Annotated in this window: 12 protein-coding genes; 6 read left to right on the top strand and 6 right to left on the bottom strand. The window is 61.0% G+C overall.

Annotation, left to right across the window (positions count from 1 at the left end):
* Window positions 1-135: 135 nt before the first annotated feature.
* The 4 genes from ACESYO_RS15640 to ACESYO_RS15655 form a co-directional block, all read right to left on the bottom strand.
* On the bottom strand, window positions 136-1,365 hold the full coding sequence (locus tag ACESYO_RS15640) for an MFS transporter (protein ID WP_373210753.1): 1,230 nt from the start codon (window positions 1,363-1,365) through the stop codon (window positions 136-138).
* 192 nt (window positions 1,366-1,557) lie between these two features.
* Window positions 1,558-2,559, bottom strand: coding sequence for an ArsR/SmtB family transcription factor (locus ACESYO_RS15645; RefSeq protein ID WP_373210754.1), 1,002 nt, complete (start codon window positions 2,557-2,559; stop codon window positions 1,558-1,560).
* Between the two features lie 130 nt (window positions 2,560-2,689).
* Window positions 2,690-4,528 carry a M56 family metallopeptidase gene (locus ACESYO_RS15650; RefSeq protein ID WP_373210756.1) on the bottom strand — a complete coding sequence of 613 codons (1,839 nt, stop codon included), beginning with the start codon at window positions 4,526-4,528 and terminating at the stop codon, window positions 2,690-2,692.
* A gap of 9 nt (window positions 4,529-4,537) precedes the next feature.
* Window positions 4,538-4,894, bottom strand: a complete 357-nt coding sequence (locus ACESYO_RS15655) for a BlaI/MecI/CopY family transcriptional regulator (RefSeq protein ID WP_058963817.1) — start codon at window positions 4,892-4,894, stop codon at window positions 4,538-4,540.
* Window positions 4,895-5,222: 328 nt separating this feature from the next.
* On the opposite strand from ACESYO_RS15655, the gene ACESYO_RS15660 reads away from it, so the two are divergent.
* Window positions 5,223-5,492, top strand: a complete 270-nt coding sequence (locus ACESYO_RS15660) for a hypothetical protein (RefSeq protein WP_373210758.1) — start codon at window positions 5,223-5,225, stop codon at window positions 5,490-5,492.
* 66 nt (window positions 5,493-5,558) lie between these two features.
* Here the strand turns inward: ACESYO_RS15660 and ACESYO_RS15665 are convergent, their stop codons facing one another.
* Window positions 5,559-7,829: a SpoIIE family protein phosphatase gene (locus ACESYO_RS15665; protein ID WP_373210760.1), complete on the bottom strand. Its 2,271-nt coding sequence runs from the start codon at window positions 7,827-7,829 to the stop codon at window positions 5,559-5,561.
* 207 nt (window positions 7,830-8,036) lie between these two features.
* Between ACESYO_RS15665 and ACESYO_RS15670 the strand changes: the two genes are divergently transcribed.
* A complete protein-coding gene (locus ACESYO_RS15670) occupies window positions 8,037-8,891 on the top strand; it encodes an MBL fold metallo-hydrolase (protein WP_373210762.1) in 855 nt (284 codons plus the stop codon).
* A 63-nt stretch (window positions 8,892-8,954) separates the two neighbouring features.
* Here ACESYO_RS15670 and gltX read toward each other — a convergent pair whose 3' ends face one another.
* On the bottom strand, window positions 8,955-10,406 hold the full coding sequence (gltX, locus tag ACESYO_RS15675; RefSeq protein WP_373210764.1) for a glutamate--tRNA ligase: 1,452 nt from the start codon (window positions 10,404-10,406) through the stop codon (window positions 8,955-8,957).
* Between the two features lie 202 nt (window positions 10,407-10,608).
* Here gltX and ACESYO_RS15680 point away from each other — a divergent pair, with 202 nt between their 5' ends.
* From ACESYO_RS15680 to ACESYO_RS15695, 4 genes are all read left to right on the top strand, one after another.
* Entirely contained in the window at window positions 10,609-12,012 is a 1,404-nt protein-coding gene (locus ACESYO_RS15680; RefSeq protein ID WP_346671659.1) for an MBOAT family O-acyltransferase, read from the top strand.
* Window positions 12,013-12,027: 15 nt separating this feature from the next.
* Entirely contained in the window at window positions 12,028-13,125 is a 1,098-nt protein-coding gene (locus ACESYO_RS15685; protein ID WP_373210766.1) for a hypothetical protein, read from the top strand.
* Between the two features lie 87 nt (window positions 13,126-13,212).
* Window positions 13,213-14,220, top strand: a complete 1,008-nt coding sequence (trpS, locus tag ACESYO_RS15690) for a tryptophan--tRNA ligase (RefSeq protein WP_058963174.1) — start codon at window positions 13,213-13,215, stop codon at window positions 14,218-14,220.
* Between the two features lie 247 nt (window positions 14,221-14,467).
* The gene (locus ACESYO_RS15695) at window positions 14,468-14,710 is read left to right on the top strand and encodes an AbrB/MazE/SpoVT family DNA-binding domain-containing protein (protein WP_087180701.1); all 243 of its coding nucleotides are present in this window, start codon (window positions 14,468-14,470) and stop codon (window positions 14,708-14,710) included.
* The last annotated feature ends 136 nt before the right edge of the window (window positions 14,711-14,846 follow it).

A 14,846-nucleotide genomic window follows, 5' to 3' on the forward strand; every position in this document is an offset into this window, starting at 1 on the left:
CCACACTATTATACCGCTTTCTTTTCCTCAATACGAGAAAAAGGCCACCTTTCGGTGACCTTTTTCGACAGGCTGACTCCCCGCACGGTAACCCGTGCGGGGAGTTTTTTACTTTCAAAGAATATTCTTTCCTTTTTACAGCTTCAATGTGGCCAGCACTCCCCGGCCGATAATCCCCAGCATCACCATCAGCAGCCCGGTAATCAGCAGCACCCACCCGGCAGGGCAGACGTCGAACAGGAAACCGTAAATCAGCTGCCCCACCGGCTGACCGCAGGCTTCCAGCGCAGCGGCAAGGGCCATCAGCTTTCCCATCATCCGGCCCGGCACCCGCCGCTGCACCACACTGCGGGCAAACACCGAAAAAACCACTGCGCACAGCTGCATTCCGCAAAAAGCCGCCACCAGCGTTCCATAGCAGGCCATGGTGCCGCCTCCCGCCAGGAACATTATTCCAGCCGGCAGCAAACATCCCCCCATCATCACAAGCACCCAAGCCAGTCGACTACCACCCATTCGCCCGACCAACAGCCCTGCTGCCAGACTCCCCGCAATGCCGAATGCCCCCAACGCACTGCCCGCCGCGCCGTACCAGTCTGCACTCAATCCCAGACGGGTACTGATCAGAAACGGTGCACCCACACCCGCAACACCGTTGCACAGCAGCGCCATCGCTGCCGTAAATCCCACAAGGCTTAACAGAGCAGGCTGCTCCCGGCGCAGAAAACGACCACTCTCGCTCAGGTCATCGAAAACAGTCTGCAGTAAACCACCGGATGCCGGCACCTGTTCCAACGGTTCCAATCGGATCAGCCGTTCCAGCATTGCGGTAATCCAGAAGCACACCCCGCACAGCAAAAGCAACGGCACTACACCAAAAACACGGAACAGGATACCGCCCAAAGCCGGGCCCACCATCGCACTGAGCATGCTGATCTGCAGCACAACCGCATTCGCCCGTTCCAGCGAGCCGGCTTCCACTGCCTGGGGCAGGCTGGCCTGCACCACCGGCGTTTCCACCGCTCCCAGAACTCCCAGTAAAATCATCAGGACTCCCGCTGCCGCAACGCCTCCCGCGCCCTGAAGGAAAGGAAGGGTCAGCAGCACCACGCCTCCGTTCAACAGATCCAGCCATACCATCAGCCGGCGACGGTCTGCCCGATCGGCCAGCACACCGCCCAGTGGGGCAAGCAAAATCCCGGGCAGCATAGCTGCTGCCAGCAGTGCACCATACACCGATGCCGAACCTGTGTGCTCCAGAACATACATGGACAGTGCAAGGTCCAACACGCTGTTGCCCAGCAGTGACAGCCCCTGCCCTGCCGCCAGAAGCGTAAAGTTTGCACCGAATCCTTTTTTCTTCATGGTTATCTCCCCCTGTTCGCCGCATATCAATTCGCTATTTATCAAATACGCTCAACTCAGTATTCGATATATATCTAATATATATCACAGGCTCTTGTTCCTGTCAACACGCTATCCAGAGGGATTGGAACAAAAAATATCGCCGGGCGGTAGACTGAAACCACCCGGCGATATTTGATTTTCATCGAATATTTAAGTCAAAAAGCGCTGCTCCAGCGCGCTGAGCAGGCGGCGCATCGCCTGCTGCTCCAGATTGTAATAGACCCGGCCCTCGCGCTTTTCCATCCGCACAAGGCCACAGGTGAGCAGAGCACTCATGTGATGGCTCATGGTCGCGGCAGAAAGCTCCAGCTCCTGAGCCAGCTCCAGATTGTACTTTGCCCCTTCACGAAGCCGGGTAAGAATCTGGAACTTGCTGGCATCGCCCAGCGCCTTCAGGCAGGCTGTCAGCTCCCCATCGCTCGCCCTTTGCTGCTCCAGCATCCGGTAAGCCTGCCGGATATAAAGCCCCACATAGCCGCTCGTTTGCGACGGACCGGTGGAGATGATCTCTCCCATGGGATAGACCAGAATCGGCTGCACCGGAGCGTCCGGAGCAAGGGCGGCGCTCAGACATTCTCCGCGTGCAAATTCCTCCAGCAGGCCGGGCAGCTGCCTCTGCACCGCCGCCAACGCTTTCTGGTAAGCCGTTTCACTGCGCCGCACCGCATCGGCCAGGCGGCCGATCCATTCCGAGGGACGTTCCAGCAGGCGAATCAACCGCCAGCATGCAGCGGGAGCAATTCCCCCGCTCTGCAAAATCTCCACCAGCTCTGCAAGGCTCGGCGCCTGTTCGAACGCCCGCTCGGCAACGGCCTGAGCAAAAGCCAAGCGAACGGCTTCCTCTTCAGGCAACGATCCGGAAAACCATTCCGGGTGTTCGGCGCACACCGTTTGAACCAGCAGCAGAAAATCCTGATCCAGCTCACTGAAAAACAGCTCAGCGCACTCCGGCTCCATGGCAGGGGCAGCTTTGGAAAAAGCAGCCAGATAACGGCTGTGAACCGGCTCGCACAATCTCCGCAGCGCCTCCGTGTCAACGCCCTGTTCCCGCAGAGCCCGAACGCTGGGCTCCATATTTTTTTCCGCCGAGCCGCTCAGTGCCAGCAGGCCGATGATCTCGAACAGAGGGTTCAATGTATTAGCCGCATTCATCCGCTTTTCCTCCTCACCGGTTCGACCGGAGTCAAATCCTGCTTTCAGTATAGCCGCTTTTCTGCCCTGGCGCAACAAAAAGCCGTGGCAGCCTTTGCAAAGGCCGCCACGGGGGATACTTCTTTCTTCTTTAATAATCCGGGAACCATTCCTGCAAACCGCGGCGCTCACCATTCACATAGATTTCCACATGGCAATGGATGCCAGTGGAGTTTCCGGTACTGCCCACGGTGCCGATCACCGCCCCCTGCTCCACCTGATCGTTCATGCCCACGTTCAGACTGCCCAGATGGGCATACAGGGTACGCACACCACCTTCATGCTCAATTACCACATAATTGCCGTAGCTGTAATGCCAGCCGGCAGCGGTCACCGTACCGGCGGCCATGGCGCACACCTCGGTACCCTTGGGTGCGATAAGATCCGCGCCCTTATGATAGTCGTTCATCCAGCGGCTCACATAGGTGTAGCCGGGTACCGGCCAGATCAGCGATACCGGGGTCTCTCCGCTTTCGGCGCTCTGCTGCCCGGTCTGCCCCACTTCACTTTTTTCCACCACGCTCTGGATAAATTGCAGATCGCCGTTATACCGCACGATGCCCTTCACCGGAGTCTGTAGGGTGATCCGGTCCACCTCCTGATAGTCCACCAGCAGGCCCTGCTCGTCGTAAAAGGCCCAACCGCTCACCTCATCCAACCCGTTCGCCGCACTGCGCTCGATCACATACTGTCCTTCCAGAAGAGTCTCGTCCTTCTCGTAGTCGTATTGCCCGGCCACGCTCTGTTCCTCGCGCATCCATTGCACGCTGGCCTGCCCCTCGGCAAGGGCAGGCTTTTCCTCCGGCTCCGGCATGGGAGTGGGAACTGTCTCCCGGGTGGCCTGCCGGGACTGCTGCTGCAAAAAGCTCAGCTGCTCCAGCCCGTTTTCGGCCAGGCTGGCCGACGAGGCAGCCTCCCCCGCCGACAGCCCCGCCGCCGCGCAGGCGGTCAGACAGACGGCGGCAAGCAGACCCGCCGCCGCGGCCAGTATCTGGCGGCGGCTGGCTTTGGGTTGCTCAAACAGCGCAAGCAGCCGGGCTTTCAGGTTTTCCGGCCCGGCACTCATGCCCGAAGCGCCGGCAGGCAGCGGGCCGGCCGCAGCCGCCAGCAGCACCCGCCCGTATGCCTTGCGCTGCTCTTTGTTCAGCCCGCGCACTGCCGCCTCGTCACAGGCCAGTTCACACACCCGCTCCAGCCGGGCTGCCTGCCAGTGGCAGACCGGATTAAACCAGTGGATCCGGCGAGCCAGACGCAGCGCCGCCTTGCCCCACAGATCGCCGCTGTTCAGATGGGCCAATTCATGGCGGAGCGCCAGTTCCAGGGCTTCTTCCTCCATGTCCCGGGGAAGGTACAGCTCCGGTCGCAGAACCCCCACCAGCAGCGGAGTGCGCACGCCAGGGCACACCCAGGCCCGCAGCGGGGCAATGTGCCCGCTTTCCAGGCTGACCCGGCGCAACAGACTCTGTTCCTTTTCGCTCAGCGGACCGCGCAGCCGGTGCAGTGCCCGGCAAAAACGCAGATAGCCCACCAGCTGCCACAGAGTAAACAACACAGCACCCAATGCCCACAGCCAGGGCAGCACCGCCAGCAGCTGGCCTGCCAGCTGGGGCTGTACCGGCTGAACCGGTTGGGCCAGCGGGGCAGTCATCACCGGTTCGGTACTGATGTTCACGGTATGTACCGCTGCCTGGGCCGCATTTTCCAGCGCCTGCCCCACCGGTTCCAGCCCGGTGGAGCGCTTTATCCCCGGCAGAAGGGCCAGCAGTGGCCCCACCGGCAACAGAAAAAAGCCTGCGGCGCAGCCCATGGCCCGCCGCTGCCAGTGCCAGCTCAACCGATTCAGCAGTGGGGCGAGAGCACGCACCAGCAGTGACGCCAGCGCGCCTGCCAGACTGGTGGGCAGCAGCCAGGTATAAAACAGTTCATACATCGCCCCGAATCACCTCGATTCCAGCCAGTCCCGCAGCTCGTTCAGCTGATCGCCGGAAAGAGCATTTCCATCGTAAAGAGCAGCCACCATGCTTTTCACATTTCCGCTGTACAGCCTGGTCAGCAGCTCCTGAGCCTCGGCGGCCCGGTACTGCTCACTGCTCACACAGGCGGTATACACATTTTGTTTGCCCCGCTTTTCCACCTTCAGCGCTCCCTTGGCCGCCATCCGGGCCAGAAAGGTGAGCAGGGTGGTGGGCTTCCAGCCCTTTTGCTGCAACGGGCCGGCCAGCTCGGCAGCTGTGACCGGCCGCTCCAGTTTCCAGATCTGCTCCATGATTTCCAGTTCTGCTTCCGACAGTCGCATATTCCGTGCTCCTTCCCCTTTTTCGCGTCAGAATTTCTTTTTCTACAATATGTAGTTTCGCTTTTATTCTAACAGATGTAGAGCAAAGCCGCAAGTCCTTACACGGCATCTTTGTTACCACTCTGTAGCTATTTTGTCACAAAATTCTCCTTCTTTTTTGTACATTTTGTTACTTTTTTGATGCGGTTTCTTCATAGAATATTCATATCTGGAGGGTATGATAGGAAAACGTTCCGAGGCAGTGGCGCAAACGTGCCCGCCGGAACAATACGGCGCCCTTCGGTTTATGGGGCGATTTTCCGAATCAAATGCAAAGGAGAATGACATTATGAAACTGTCTTCCAAGATCATCGCTATCGCTTGCGTGGCCGCTCTGGCCCTGTCTCTGGTTGCCTGCGGTGGCAGCGAGACCACCAGCACTTCTACCAGCACTGCTGCTTCCACCAGCACCGCCGCTTCTTCCGAGGCTGCTTCCTCTGAGGCCGCTTCCAGCGAAGCCGCTTCTTCCGAGGCTGCTGAGTCCGAAGCTGCCGCTTCCGAGGCCGCTTCTTCTGAGGCTGCTGCTTCCGAGGCCGCTTCTGCTTCTGCCGAGGCCTGATCCATCTGAATCAGCAGAACGCCCAGCCAAATGGCTGGGCGTTTTTTGTTTTCCAGATATAACCACTCAGTCCACGGCCCGCTCCAGCCGCAGCACCGCCACCGAAATATCATCCGGACGGCTGCGGCCCTCGGCCCGCTTTTGAGCCATATCCGCCAGCAGCTCGGCGGTCTGCTGGGGAGTGTTGCCGCTGGCGGCGCACAGCTCCAGCTGCTGGCACAGCCAGCCACTGCCATCGGTCAGTGCACCATCGCTCACCAGCACCACCCAGTCGCCCTCGTTCAGAGCCACCGAATCCTGCTGGCCCACCACCTGCTCCAGAATGCCCACCGGCAGGCTGCTGCCTTCCAGCGCCTGGGCCTTACCGCCCCGCAGAAGCAGAGTGGGGCATGCTCCCGCCTTGAACAGGCTGGCCCGGCCGCTGTAAAGATCCACCGTGACCAGATCCATGGTGGCGGCGCTCTCCTCATCGCTTTTCAGCGCAAGGGCCACGTTCACCAGCCGGGCGGCGCTCTGGGCCCCGAAGCCCGCCTTCAAAAGCCTTGCCGCCAGCGTGGCGGCAAGCGTGCCGTCGATGGCAGCGGGGCGCCCCACGCCCATTCCGTCGCACAGTAGCAGATGGGCGTTGCCGAAGCAGTCGCAAAACTGCTCCACCGCGTCGCCGCAGGCCCCCGCCTTCGCCGGGCGGGCCGCCAGCCCGTACCGGGGAAAATACAGCGGCTGTTCGCTGAAGGTGATGGTGGTTACCGCCCGGCAGTGATCCACCCGGGGCAGAGTAAGCGGCCGGTGCAGAATGCGCTGGGCTTCCTCGGTGATCTCGCCCAGCTCCTGTTGACTGAAGGGGGTGCGGCTCACCGTAACCCCCGCCCGCAGCCTGCCCGCCGCGTCGAATCCTGCCTGGCATTCCAGCGGCTCCAGCCCGATGGAGGAAAACAGCCGCCCCAGCTGCTCGGTCTTGCCCACGTCCGGTACAATGCTCTGGCCCAGCTGCCCGGCCATCTGGCTCAGGGCCTGGGCCATGGCGCTGTACTGCTCGGTGAGGGCCGCCCGCATAGCCCCGGCCTTGACCCGGCTTTCCCGCCTTCCCCGATACAGCGCATACCCCCGGCTGGAGCAGCTGCACAGCTCGGTGGGGTGGATGCAGCGGCAGAACTGGCCGGGCAGCTGCTCCAGCGCCGCCCGGCCCTGCTGCTCCAGAATGGGTTTGAGCCGGTAAAAGCCGTCCATGGTGGTGCTGTAATCCTGCACCCAGCAGCGTTCCCGATTGCCGCAGGTACGGCAGAGCTCCTCGGCCACATAGTCCACCACCCAGTTGTAGCTCTCGCCCCGCCGGGGCAGGGTTTCATATACCTGATTCACGGTGTCTGCAATGCCGGTGAGGGCGTTGGCCACACTTTCCAGCTGACTCACCGCCCCGGCTACCCGGGGGCGCTGGGCGGCGGCCGGGTCGGTCTGGCCGGGCAGTGCCGCCAGCAACCGGGCAGGCAGCGCAAAAAATGCAGCCTCTCCCAGCGCGGCGCTGCCCAGAAATCCCACGGCCAGACTGCTCTGGGGTGCGGCCAGTACTCCCAGCAGCCCGCCCACCAGAAACAGGGTGGCACAGCCCAGCCGCTCGCCCGGGGTGAAGTAGGCCGCCGCCAGGCAGCCAACCGCCACCGCCAGCCCGGCAAAGCAGAGCGCCGGGTTCGCCGCGGCCAGTGCACCCGCCCCGCACAGGCAGAAGATGGCGCAGTCACGCAGCCTGCCCCGGAAGGCCAGAGCCAGACCGCCCGCCGCCAGCACCACCACACCGGGCAGCAGGCCCATGGCGGGCAGCTGCTGCAGGCCACAGAGCCCCGCGCAGCAGAGCAGCAGACTCTCTGCCCCCAGCGGGCCACCTCTGCGAGCTCTGGCCCCTGCACGGAACAGCCCCCAGCCCCAGGCAGCGGCCAGAGTGGCATCCCCCACCGCCGCAACCGACTGAGCCGGACCCGCCAGCCCGCTCACCGCCAGCATCATCTGAACGGCCAGCAGTGTGGCGCAGCCCCCTGCCGCAGCAGGCCAGAACTGCCCTCGAAACAGGGCTTTTCCGGCCAGCACCACTGCGGCCGCCGCCAGGTAGCGCAACCCGTCGGCCAGGGGCAGAAAGGCCAGATAGCCCGCCAGCACACCCGCACCCGCCGCCCACAGCCGGGCCGGGCCTGCCCCCATGAGCAGCGCCATCCCGAAGGGATGCAGCCCACCGAACACACTGCCTGCCGCCATCAGCGCCCCCAGCGCACCGGCCCCCAGCTGCTGCAGCCCCGGCTCCCAGCCGGCCAGCCGCCTCAGGGGCAAAAGCCGCAATTTTTCACCCATAACATTCCACCTCGTTTTTTCTGATTTTCTGCCGCCGGGTCATACTTCGCCCCGGCCCCGCATAAAATCAGTATAAAAAGGCCCTGCGGCAAAAAATGCCGCAGGGCCTTGCTTTTGCAAAATGGGGCACAAAGAAACAAAAATTTTTCTTTCTGCCCCGCAAGCGTTATAATGGTGAAAAATCATAACGCCGGGAGGATGGATACGATGGAGCTTCTGATTCTTGGCAGCGCAGCAGCGGAAGGAATTCCCGCCCTGTTCTGCCGCTGCCCTCTCTGCCGCCGGGCGCAGGCACTGGGTGGCAGGGATCTGCGCGCCCGATGCGGTGCGCTGGTGAACGGTCATATTCTTGTGGATCTGCCACCGGATATTTACCACGCCAAGCTGTGTTACGGGCTGGATCTGGCCGCGGTGGATGTGCTTTTGAACACTCATGCCCATGCGGATCACTTCGCACCGGCCGAACTTGCCATGCGCAGCAGCCGATACTACTGCCACATTCCCGGCGAGCAGCCGCTGCAGGCCTTTCTTGTGCCGGAAAGTCTGGAACGTGCCCGGCAGGCCTTTGCCTTTGAATTCGGCGGCGAAGCCTCGGATCCCTCAGTGAAGCTGCTGCCCGTCAATGCTTTTGACCGGGTGGACTGCGGCGAGGTGATTGCCTGGGCGCTGCCCGCCTGCCATGATCCGGCACTCACCTGTCTGTTCTGGCTTCTGGTGGAGCCCGCCACCCGCACCGCCTTTCTGTACGCCCACGACACCGGCCTGCCTTCGCCGGATACCCTGCGCGAACTTCACCGCCTGCTGGACGGCATGGTGCTGGACGGAGTCAGCATGGACTGTACCTGGGGCACCCTGCCCCACAGCGATGGCAGCCACATGGGCCTTGCGGACAATCTGGAATTCCGTCGGCTTCTTCTGGAACAGGGCAGCGCCGGGCCGCTCACCCGCTGGTATGTGAACCACTTCTCCCACAACTGCGGGCTGACCCATGCCGAGCTCAGCGCCCGATTTGGCCAAGAAGGATTTTCGGTTTTGTACGACGGCGCCCGAATCAACCTGTGATACAGGCAAAAAAGCGCACAGCCCGCAGGCTGTGCGCTTTTGCTTTTTGAAACAGAACAGAGCTTACAGCAGCTCCAGCGCGGCGCGGATGCGCTTGACGGTCTCCTCGCGGCCCATCATGGCAGCCAGATCGGTGCCGCCGCCGGGGGTGCGCTGCTTGCCGGACAGGGCAATGCCCAGCGGGAACAGCAGCCAGCCGTTCTTCACGCCCATCTCTTCGGCCTTTGCCTTGCAGGCCTCGAAAATGGCATCCCGGTTCCAGTCGGCCAGATTCTCCAGCAGAGGCAGCAGAGCTTCCAGTGCCTGCTTTGCGGTTTCGGGATTGGTTTTCTGCTTTTTGTTGGTGTACAGGTCGGTGGTGTAGGGCACCACCGCATCAAAGAAGTCCAGCTGCTCGGGGATCTCGCCCAGCACTTCGCAGCGGGGCTGCAGATTGGCGCACAGCAGATCCCGGTCGATGTCCACATGCACGGCCTGATCGATCCAGGGATCGGCCATTTCCCGGAACTTTTCCGCGGGCAGGCGGCGGATGTACTCCGCGTTGATGGCCCGCAGCTTCAGGGGATCAAAGATGGCCGGGCTCTTGCTGATGCCGGACTCATCAAAGATCTTGACCATCTCCTCCAGAGTGAAGATCTCCTCCTCACCCTTGGGGCTCCAGCCCAGCAGCAGGATATAGTTCAGAATGGCCTCGCTCAGGTAGCCCTTGGCCACCAGATCCTGATAGGAGGCGTCGCCGTTGCGCTTGGACAGCTTGTTCTGGGCGTCCTTCATCACGGGCGGGCAGTGGATGTAGGTGGGAACCTCCCAGCCGAAGGCCTGATACAGCAGGTTGTACTTGGGCGCGCTGGACAGGTACTCCGAGCCGCGGATCACATGGGTGATGCCCATCAGGTGGTCATCCACCACGTTGGCGAAATTGTAGGTGGGCATACCGTCGGTCTTGATCAGGATCTGATCCTCCAGCTCGGCATTGTTCACCTCGATGTGGCCGTAAACCACGTCGTCAAAGCTGGTCACGCCCTCCTTGGGCATCTTCTGGCGGATGACGCAGGGCACACCGGCAGCCAGCTTCTCGTCGATTTCGGCCTGGCTCAGGTTGCGGCAGTGGCCGTCGTAATGGCCCACCACGGCGCCGCCGGCCTTCTGCTCCTCCCGCATCTTTTCCAGACGCTCGGGGGTGCAGAAGCAGTAGTAAGCCTGACCGGCCTTCACCAGCTGCTCGGCGTATTCCTTGAACATGCCCATGCGCTCGCTCTGCACATAGGGGCCCACGGGGCCGCCCACATCGGGGCCCTCGTCCCACAAAAGGCCGGTCTGGCGCAGGGTGTTGTAGATAATATCCACCGCGCCTTCCACATAGCGTTCCTGGTCGGTGTCTTCAATACGCAGGATGAAGGTGCCATCCTTGCTTTTTGCCTTCAGATAGGCATACAGAGCGGTGCGCAGGTTGCCCACGTGCATATAGCCGGTGGGGCTGGGCGCAAAACGGGTGCGTACGGTATTGTTCGCCATGATCGCTTCTTCTCCTTTTATCTTCGGCGTCCGGGCGGGCAGTTTCCCTTTTCCGGGCGACTGATTTCTCTTGTTTATTGTAAAGGCCGTGCATCGGCTTGTCAACCGGGGCGCAGAACTTCTTCGCTTTACAAGCCCTTGACCCTTTTATTATAATAGGAAAAGACCCGTTGGCATTTTCCATGCAAAAAGGAGCGTTTCCATGAATTTTCTTTCTTTGTCCTTCGCCGGGTTCGGCGTGCTGGTGTTTGCCGGTTGGTGGGGCCTGCCCGCCAAGGCCCGGCCCTGGCTGCTGGCGGCGGCGAACCTGGTCTTTGCCGGGCTGTTCGGGGCCAGAGCCGTGATCTGCCTGCTCATTCTCTGCCTGGTAGGGTATCTCTGCGGGCTGTGGGCCCAAAAGGGAAGCCGCATGGCCATGTGGCTGGGCATCCTTCTCTGTCTTGTTCCGCTGGCCTCCTACAAATACCTGCCGCTGGCCTCCCCCGCTCTGTTCGAGAGTCTGGTGGCTCCGGTGGGCCTGAGCTTTTATGTGTTCAAGACCATCAGCTATCTGGCGGATGTGGCAAAGGGTCGCATCCCGGCCGAAAAATGCCCTTTGTGTTACTTCAACTATGTGGGCTTTTTCCCCCAGCTGGCCAGCGGCCCCATTCAACGGGCTGAAAGCCTGCTGCCGCAGCTGAAGGCCCCCTTTTCTGCCTTCGACCGGGCGCTGGCCTGCACCGGCTGTGTGCGCTTTTGCTGGGGCATGTTTTTGAAAAAGTGCCTGGCCGATCAGCTGGCAGGCTATCAGGGCGCGCTGTACCAGCCGGACCATTATTACAGTCTGGGCATTGTCTGGTCGCTGCTGGCCTACACTCTGTACCTGTACTTTGACTTTGCCAGCTACTCCCAGATGTCCATCGGCGTGGCCAACCTGCTGGGAATACGGGTGGAGGAAAACTTCCTGAGCCCCTATTTCTCCCGGAGCATCGGCGAGTTCTGGCGGCGCTGGCATGTGAGCCTTTCCAGCTTTCTGCGGGACTACATCTACATCCCCCTGGGCGGCAGCCGCAACGGTGTGCCGGTGCTGATTCTGGCCACCATGGTCACCTTCGTGGCCTCCGGCGCATGGCACGGCGCCACCGCCGGTTTTCTGGTATGGGGCGCGCTGCACGGCATTTATCTGCTGATCGGCAGAGCCACCAAAAAGGCCCGCTCCCGCTTCTGGGGTACGCTGCATCAGAGCGAGAACAGCCCGCTGCGTTCGGTGGCGGGGTGCCTGTTTACCTTCCTTCTGGTGAACATCGGCTGGTTCTTCTTCATGACCGGCACCCTGCATCAGGCGCAGCTGGTAGCCCAGTATCTGTTCCAGCCCATCCCCTTCAGCCTGCAGTACCTGAAAGAAAGCTTCACCCAGCTGGGCTACACCACAACCACCATGCTTCGGCTGGGTCTGTTTGCCCTGCTGGCTGCCGGGATCGACTGGCTCTCCCGCAAGGAGGGCTTCGGGGCCTGGGCTGCACGGCAGAAGCCGGTGCTGCTGGTTGTGCTGTGCTATCTGTGCGTGTTTGCCAGCCTGTTCTTCGGCGCGGCAGGTACCCTGCAGAACGTCTATTTTGCATTTTAAGGAGGACCGGCAGATATGAAACGATTTTTGGCAGTTGTGGCGCTGTTTCTCGTGCCGGTGCTTCTGGTGTGCGGCGTGTTCGGGCTGGCGGTGTATTCCAGCGGCGAATGGCGCACCGAAGAAGAGGTGGCCCAGATGGTGCTGGACGGCGAACCCGCTTTTCTGGGCCTTGCCTACCGGGACAACACCCGCTATTACAAGCATCTGGTGGCCAGCGGCAAGGGCGCAGACCTGCTGGTGCTGGGCACCAGCCGCAGCATGCAGTTCCACAGCGAGTTCTTCACCACCGACAGCTTTTACAATGCGGGCGGCGGCAGCGGCTACATCAACGAGTTCCAGTATTTTCTGGAGAACCTGCCCGAGGACAGCCTGCCCGATACCCTGATCATGGTGATGGATCAGTATTTTTTCAACCAGGCCTGGGTGGGCACCGGCGGCATGCCGGAGGCCTTTGACTACGGCCACTATGAATTTTCCGCCAAGACCGCCCTTTCCGAGGCCATGCGCGGCTGGGCCGACGGCAAATACTCCCTGCTGGATGTGTTTGCCCCCCACCCCAATGTATACGGCATGGCGGCGGTGGGCCGGGGCAGCGGCTTCAACCCGGACGGCAGCTACTGTTACGGCCGGCTGCTGGATCACCCGGAAGAGGGCACCGACGTGGGCTTCCACGATACCTTTGACCGGATTCTGAAGGGGACCAACCGGTTTGAATACGGCGAGTATGTGTATCCCACCAGCACCGAGGTGGTGGAAAGCCTGCTGGCCTGGTGCAACGACAACGGGATTCAGGTGGTGCTGATCATCCCGCCCTACGCCCCAAGCGTCTATGAACGGATGGCGGAAAGCGGCAACTACGGCTATTTCGACTGGATTCCCAAAATCCTCACCGAACTGTGCGAGCCCTATGGCTACGAGGTCTATGACTTCAGCTACATGCCCGATACCAGCGACGACGAATACATCGACGGTTACCACGGCGGCGACCGGGTCTACGCCCGGCTCACCCGCCAGCTGGCCGACCAGAGCACCATTCTGGAAGGCCTGATTGACACCGACTATCTGGATGCCGCCCTGGCCGACAGCGGCAACCCGCTGCGGCTGGCACAGTAAGGCTTGACAGCACACGGCCAGCGACTATAATACAAAGTATCAGTCACGGGCGCTTTGCGGTGCCCCGAAAGAAATGAGGCAGAAACAATGAGTGAAGAAATGCAGCGCAAGAAGCGCATCCTGTCCGGCATCCAGCCCACCGGTACCTTTACCCTGGGCAACTATGTGGGCGCAGTGCGCAACTGGGGCGCTTTGCAGGAGGAATTTGATTGCCTGTATATGGTGGCGAATCTGCACGCCATAACCGTGCGGCAGGATCCCGCGGCCCTGCGCCGTCAGACCCGGGAGGCTGCGGCCATGCTGCTGGCCACCGGCATTGATCCCGAAAAGAGCGTGCTGTTTGTGCAGAGCCATGTGCGCGCCCATGCGGAGCTTTCCTGGATTCTGGCCTGCAACACCCAGTTCGGCGAGCTGGGCCGCATGACCCAGTTCAAGGACAAGAGCGCCAAGCACGCCGACAACGTGAACGCCGGCCTGTTCACCTATCCGGTACTGATGGCGGCGGACATTCTGGTATACAATGCGGATCTGGTGCCCGTGGGCGTGGATCAGAAGCAGCATCTGGAGCTGGCCCGTAATGTTGCCCAGCGCTTCAACAACCAGTACAGCCCCACCTTCATCCTGCCCGAGCCCTACATCGCCAAGACCGGCGCCAAGATCATGAGCCTGCAGGAGCCGGAAAAGAAGATGAGCAAGTCCGACACCAACGCCAACAGCTTCATCCTGATGACCGACGACGCAGACACCATTCTGCGCAAGTTCAAGCGCGCTGTGACCGACAGCGAGGGTACCGTGCGTGCCAGCGAGGACAAGCCCGGTGTAACCAACCTGATGAGCATTTACAGCGTGCTCACCGGCAAGGACTTTGCCGCCATCGAGAAGGAGTTCGAGGGCCAGGGTTACGGCGTGTTCAAGGAGGCCGTGGCCGGCAGCGTGATCGACGCCTTCCGCCCCATCCAGGAGGAATATGCCCGCATTCTGGCGGACAAGACCTATCTGGACGGCGTGCTGGCCGAGGGCGCCGAAAAGGCCAGCCGCATGGCGGATCGGATGGTCAGCAAGGTTTACAAGAAAGTGGGCATGCTGCAGCTGTGATGCATCGCCCTTCGGCAGCCCGCTGCCGCCCGTTTGCTTTTGCGGCGGGCGGGGCGGGCCCTTTTTTTGCACCCGAACACCGGATTTCGCCCTGAAAAAAATGTATTTCCAATTATTTACCATATATTGACATTTTTTCCATGGTGGTTTATAATGGAGCAAACGGACGGGCATTCCCTTCCCATCCGTTTTTATGACCGGCTTTTTTCCCAAAACCCAATTCCAGACAAAAAGGAGAGATCGTATTATGAAATCCACTGGCATGGTCCGAAAGATCGATAATCTGGGCCGTATTGTGCTGCCCATTGAGTTGCGCCGCGTGCTGGAGATCGACCAGGATTCCTCTTTGCAGATCTTCGTGGAAGGCGACGAGATCATTCTGAAAAAGTATCAGCCTGCCTGCGTATTCTGCGGTGAGGCCAAAGGCGTGATGCAGTTCCACGGCCGCAACATCTGCGCCGAGTGCCGCAAGGCCATCGGTCAGCTGTGAACCGGAGCAACTGCTGTTTGCAGCAAAATAAAAAGACCGGAACCCTGGTGGTTCCGGTCTCAGCCTGTCGAAAAAGGTCACCGAAAGGTGGCCTTTTTCTCGTATTGAGGAAAAGAAAGCGGTATAATAGTGTGGG

This window comes from Allofournierella massiliensis (assembly GCF_964241245.1).
Lineage (GTDB): Bacteria > Bacillota > Clostridia > Oscillospirales > Ruminococcaceae > Allofournierella > Allofournierella massiliensis.

What these genes read in the sequence shown, in the direction of transcription:
- ACESYO_RS15640 (WP_373210753.1), bottom strand. Translation starts at nt 1,365, where the DNA reads ATGAAGAAAAAAGGATTCGGTGCAAACTTTACGCTTCTGGCGGCAGGG.
- ACESYO_RS15645 (WP_373210754.1), bottom strand. Translation starts at nt 2,559, where the DNA reads ATGAATGCGGCTAATACATTGAACCCTCTGTTCGAGATCATCGGCCTG.
- ACESYO_RS15650 (WP_373210756.1), bottom strand. Translation starts at nt 4,528, where the DNA reads ATGTATGAACTGTTTTATACCTGGCTGCTGCCCACCAGTCTGGCAGGC.
- ACESYO_RS15655 (WP_058963817.1), bottom strand. Translation starts at nt 4,894, where the DNA reads ATGCGACTGTCGGAAGCAGAACTGGAAATCATGGAGCAGATCTGGAAA.
- ACESYO_RS15660 (WP_373210758.1), top strand. Translation starts at nt 5,223, where the DNA reads ATGAAACTGTCTTCCAAGATCATCGCTATCGCTTGCGTGGCCGCTCTG.
- ACESYO_RS15665 (WP_373210760.1), bottom strand. Translation starts at nt 7,829, where the DNA reads ATGGGTGAAAAATTGCGGCTTTTGCCCCTGAGGCGGCTGGCCGGCTGG.
- ACESYO_RS15670 (WP_373210762.1), top strand. Translation starts at nt 8,037, where the DNA reads ATGGAGCTTCTGATTCTTGGCAGCGCAGCAGCGGAAGGAATTCCCGCC.
- gltX (WP_373210764.1), bottom strand. Translation starts at nt 10,406, where the DNA reads ATGGCGAACAATACCGTACGCACCCGTTTTGCGCCCAGCCCCACCGGC.
- ACESYO_RS15680 (WP_346671659.1), top strand. Translation starts at nt 10,609, where the DNA reads ATGAATTTTCTTTCTTTGTCCTTCGCCGGGTTCGGCGTGCTGGTGTTT.
- ACESYO_RS15685 (WP_373210766.1), top strand. Translation starts at nt 12,028, where the DNA reads ATGAAACGATTTTTGGCAGTTGTGGCGCTGTTTCTCGTGCCGGTGCTT.
- trpS (WP_058963174.1), top strand. Translation starts at nt 13,213, where the DNA reads ATGAGTGAAGAAATGCAGCGCAAGAAGCGCATCCTGTCCGGCATCCAG.
- ACESYO_RS15695 (WP_087180701.1), top strand. Translation starts at nt 14,468, where the DNA reads ATGAAATCCACTGGCATGGTCCGAAAGATCGATAATCTGGGCCGTATT.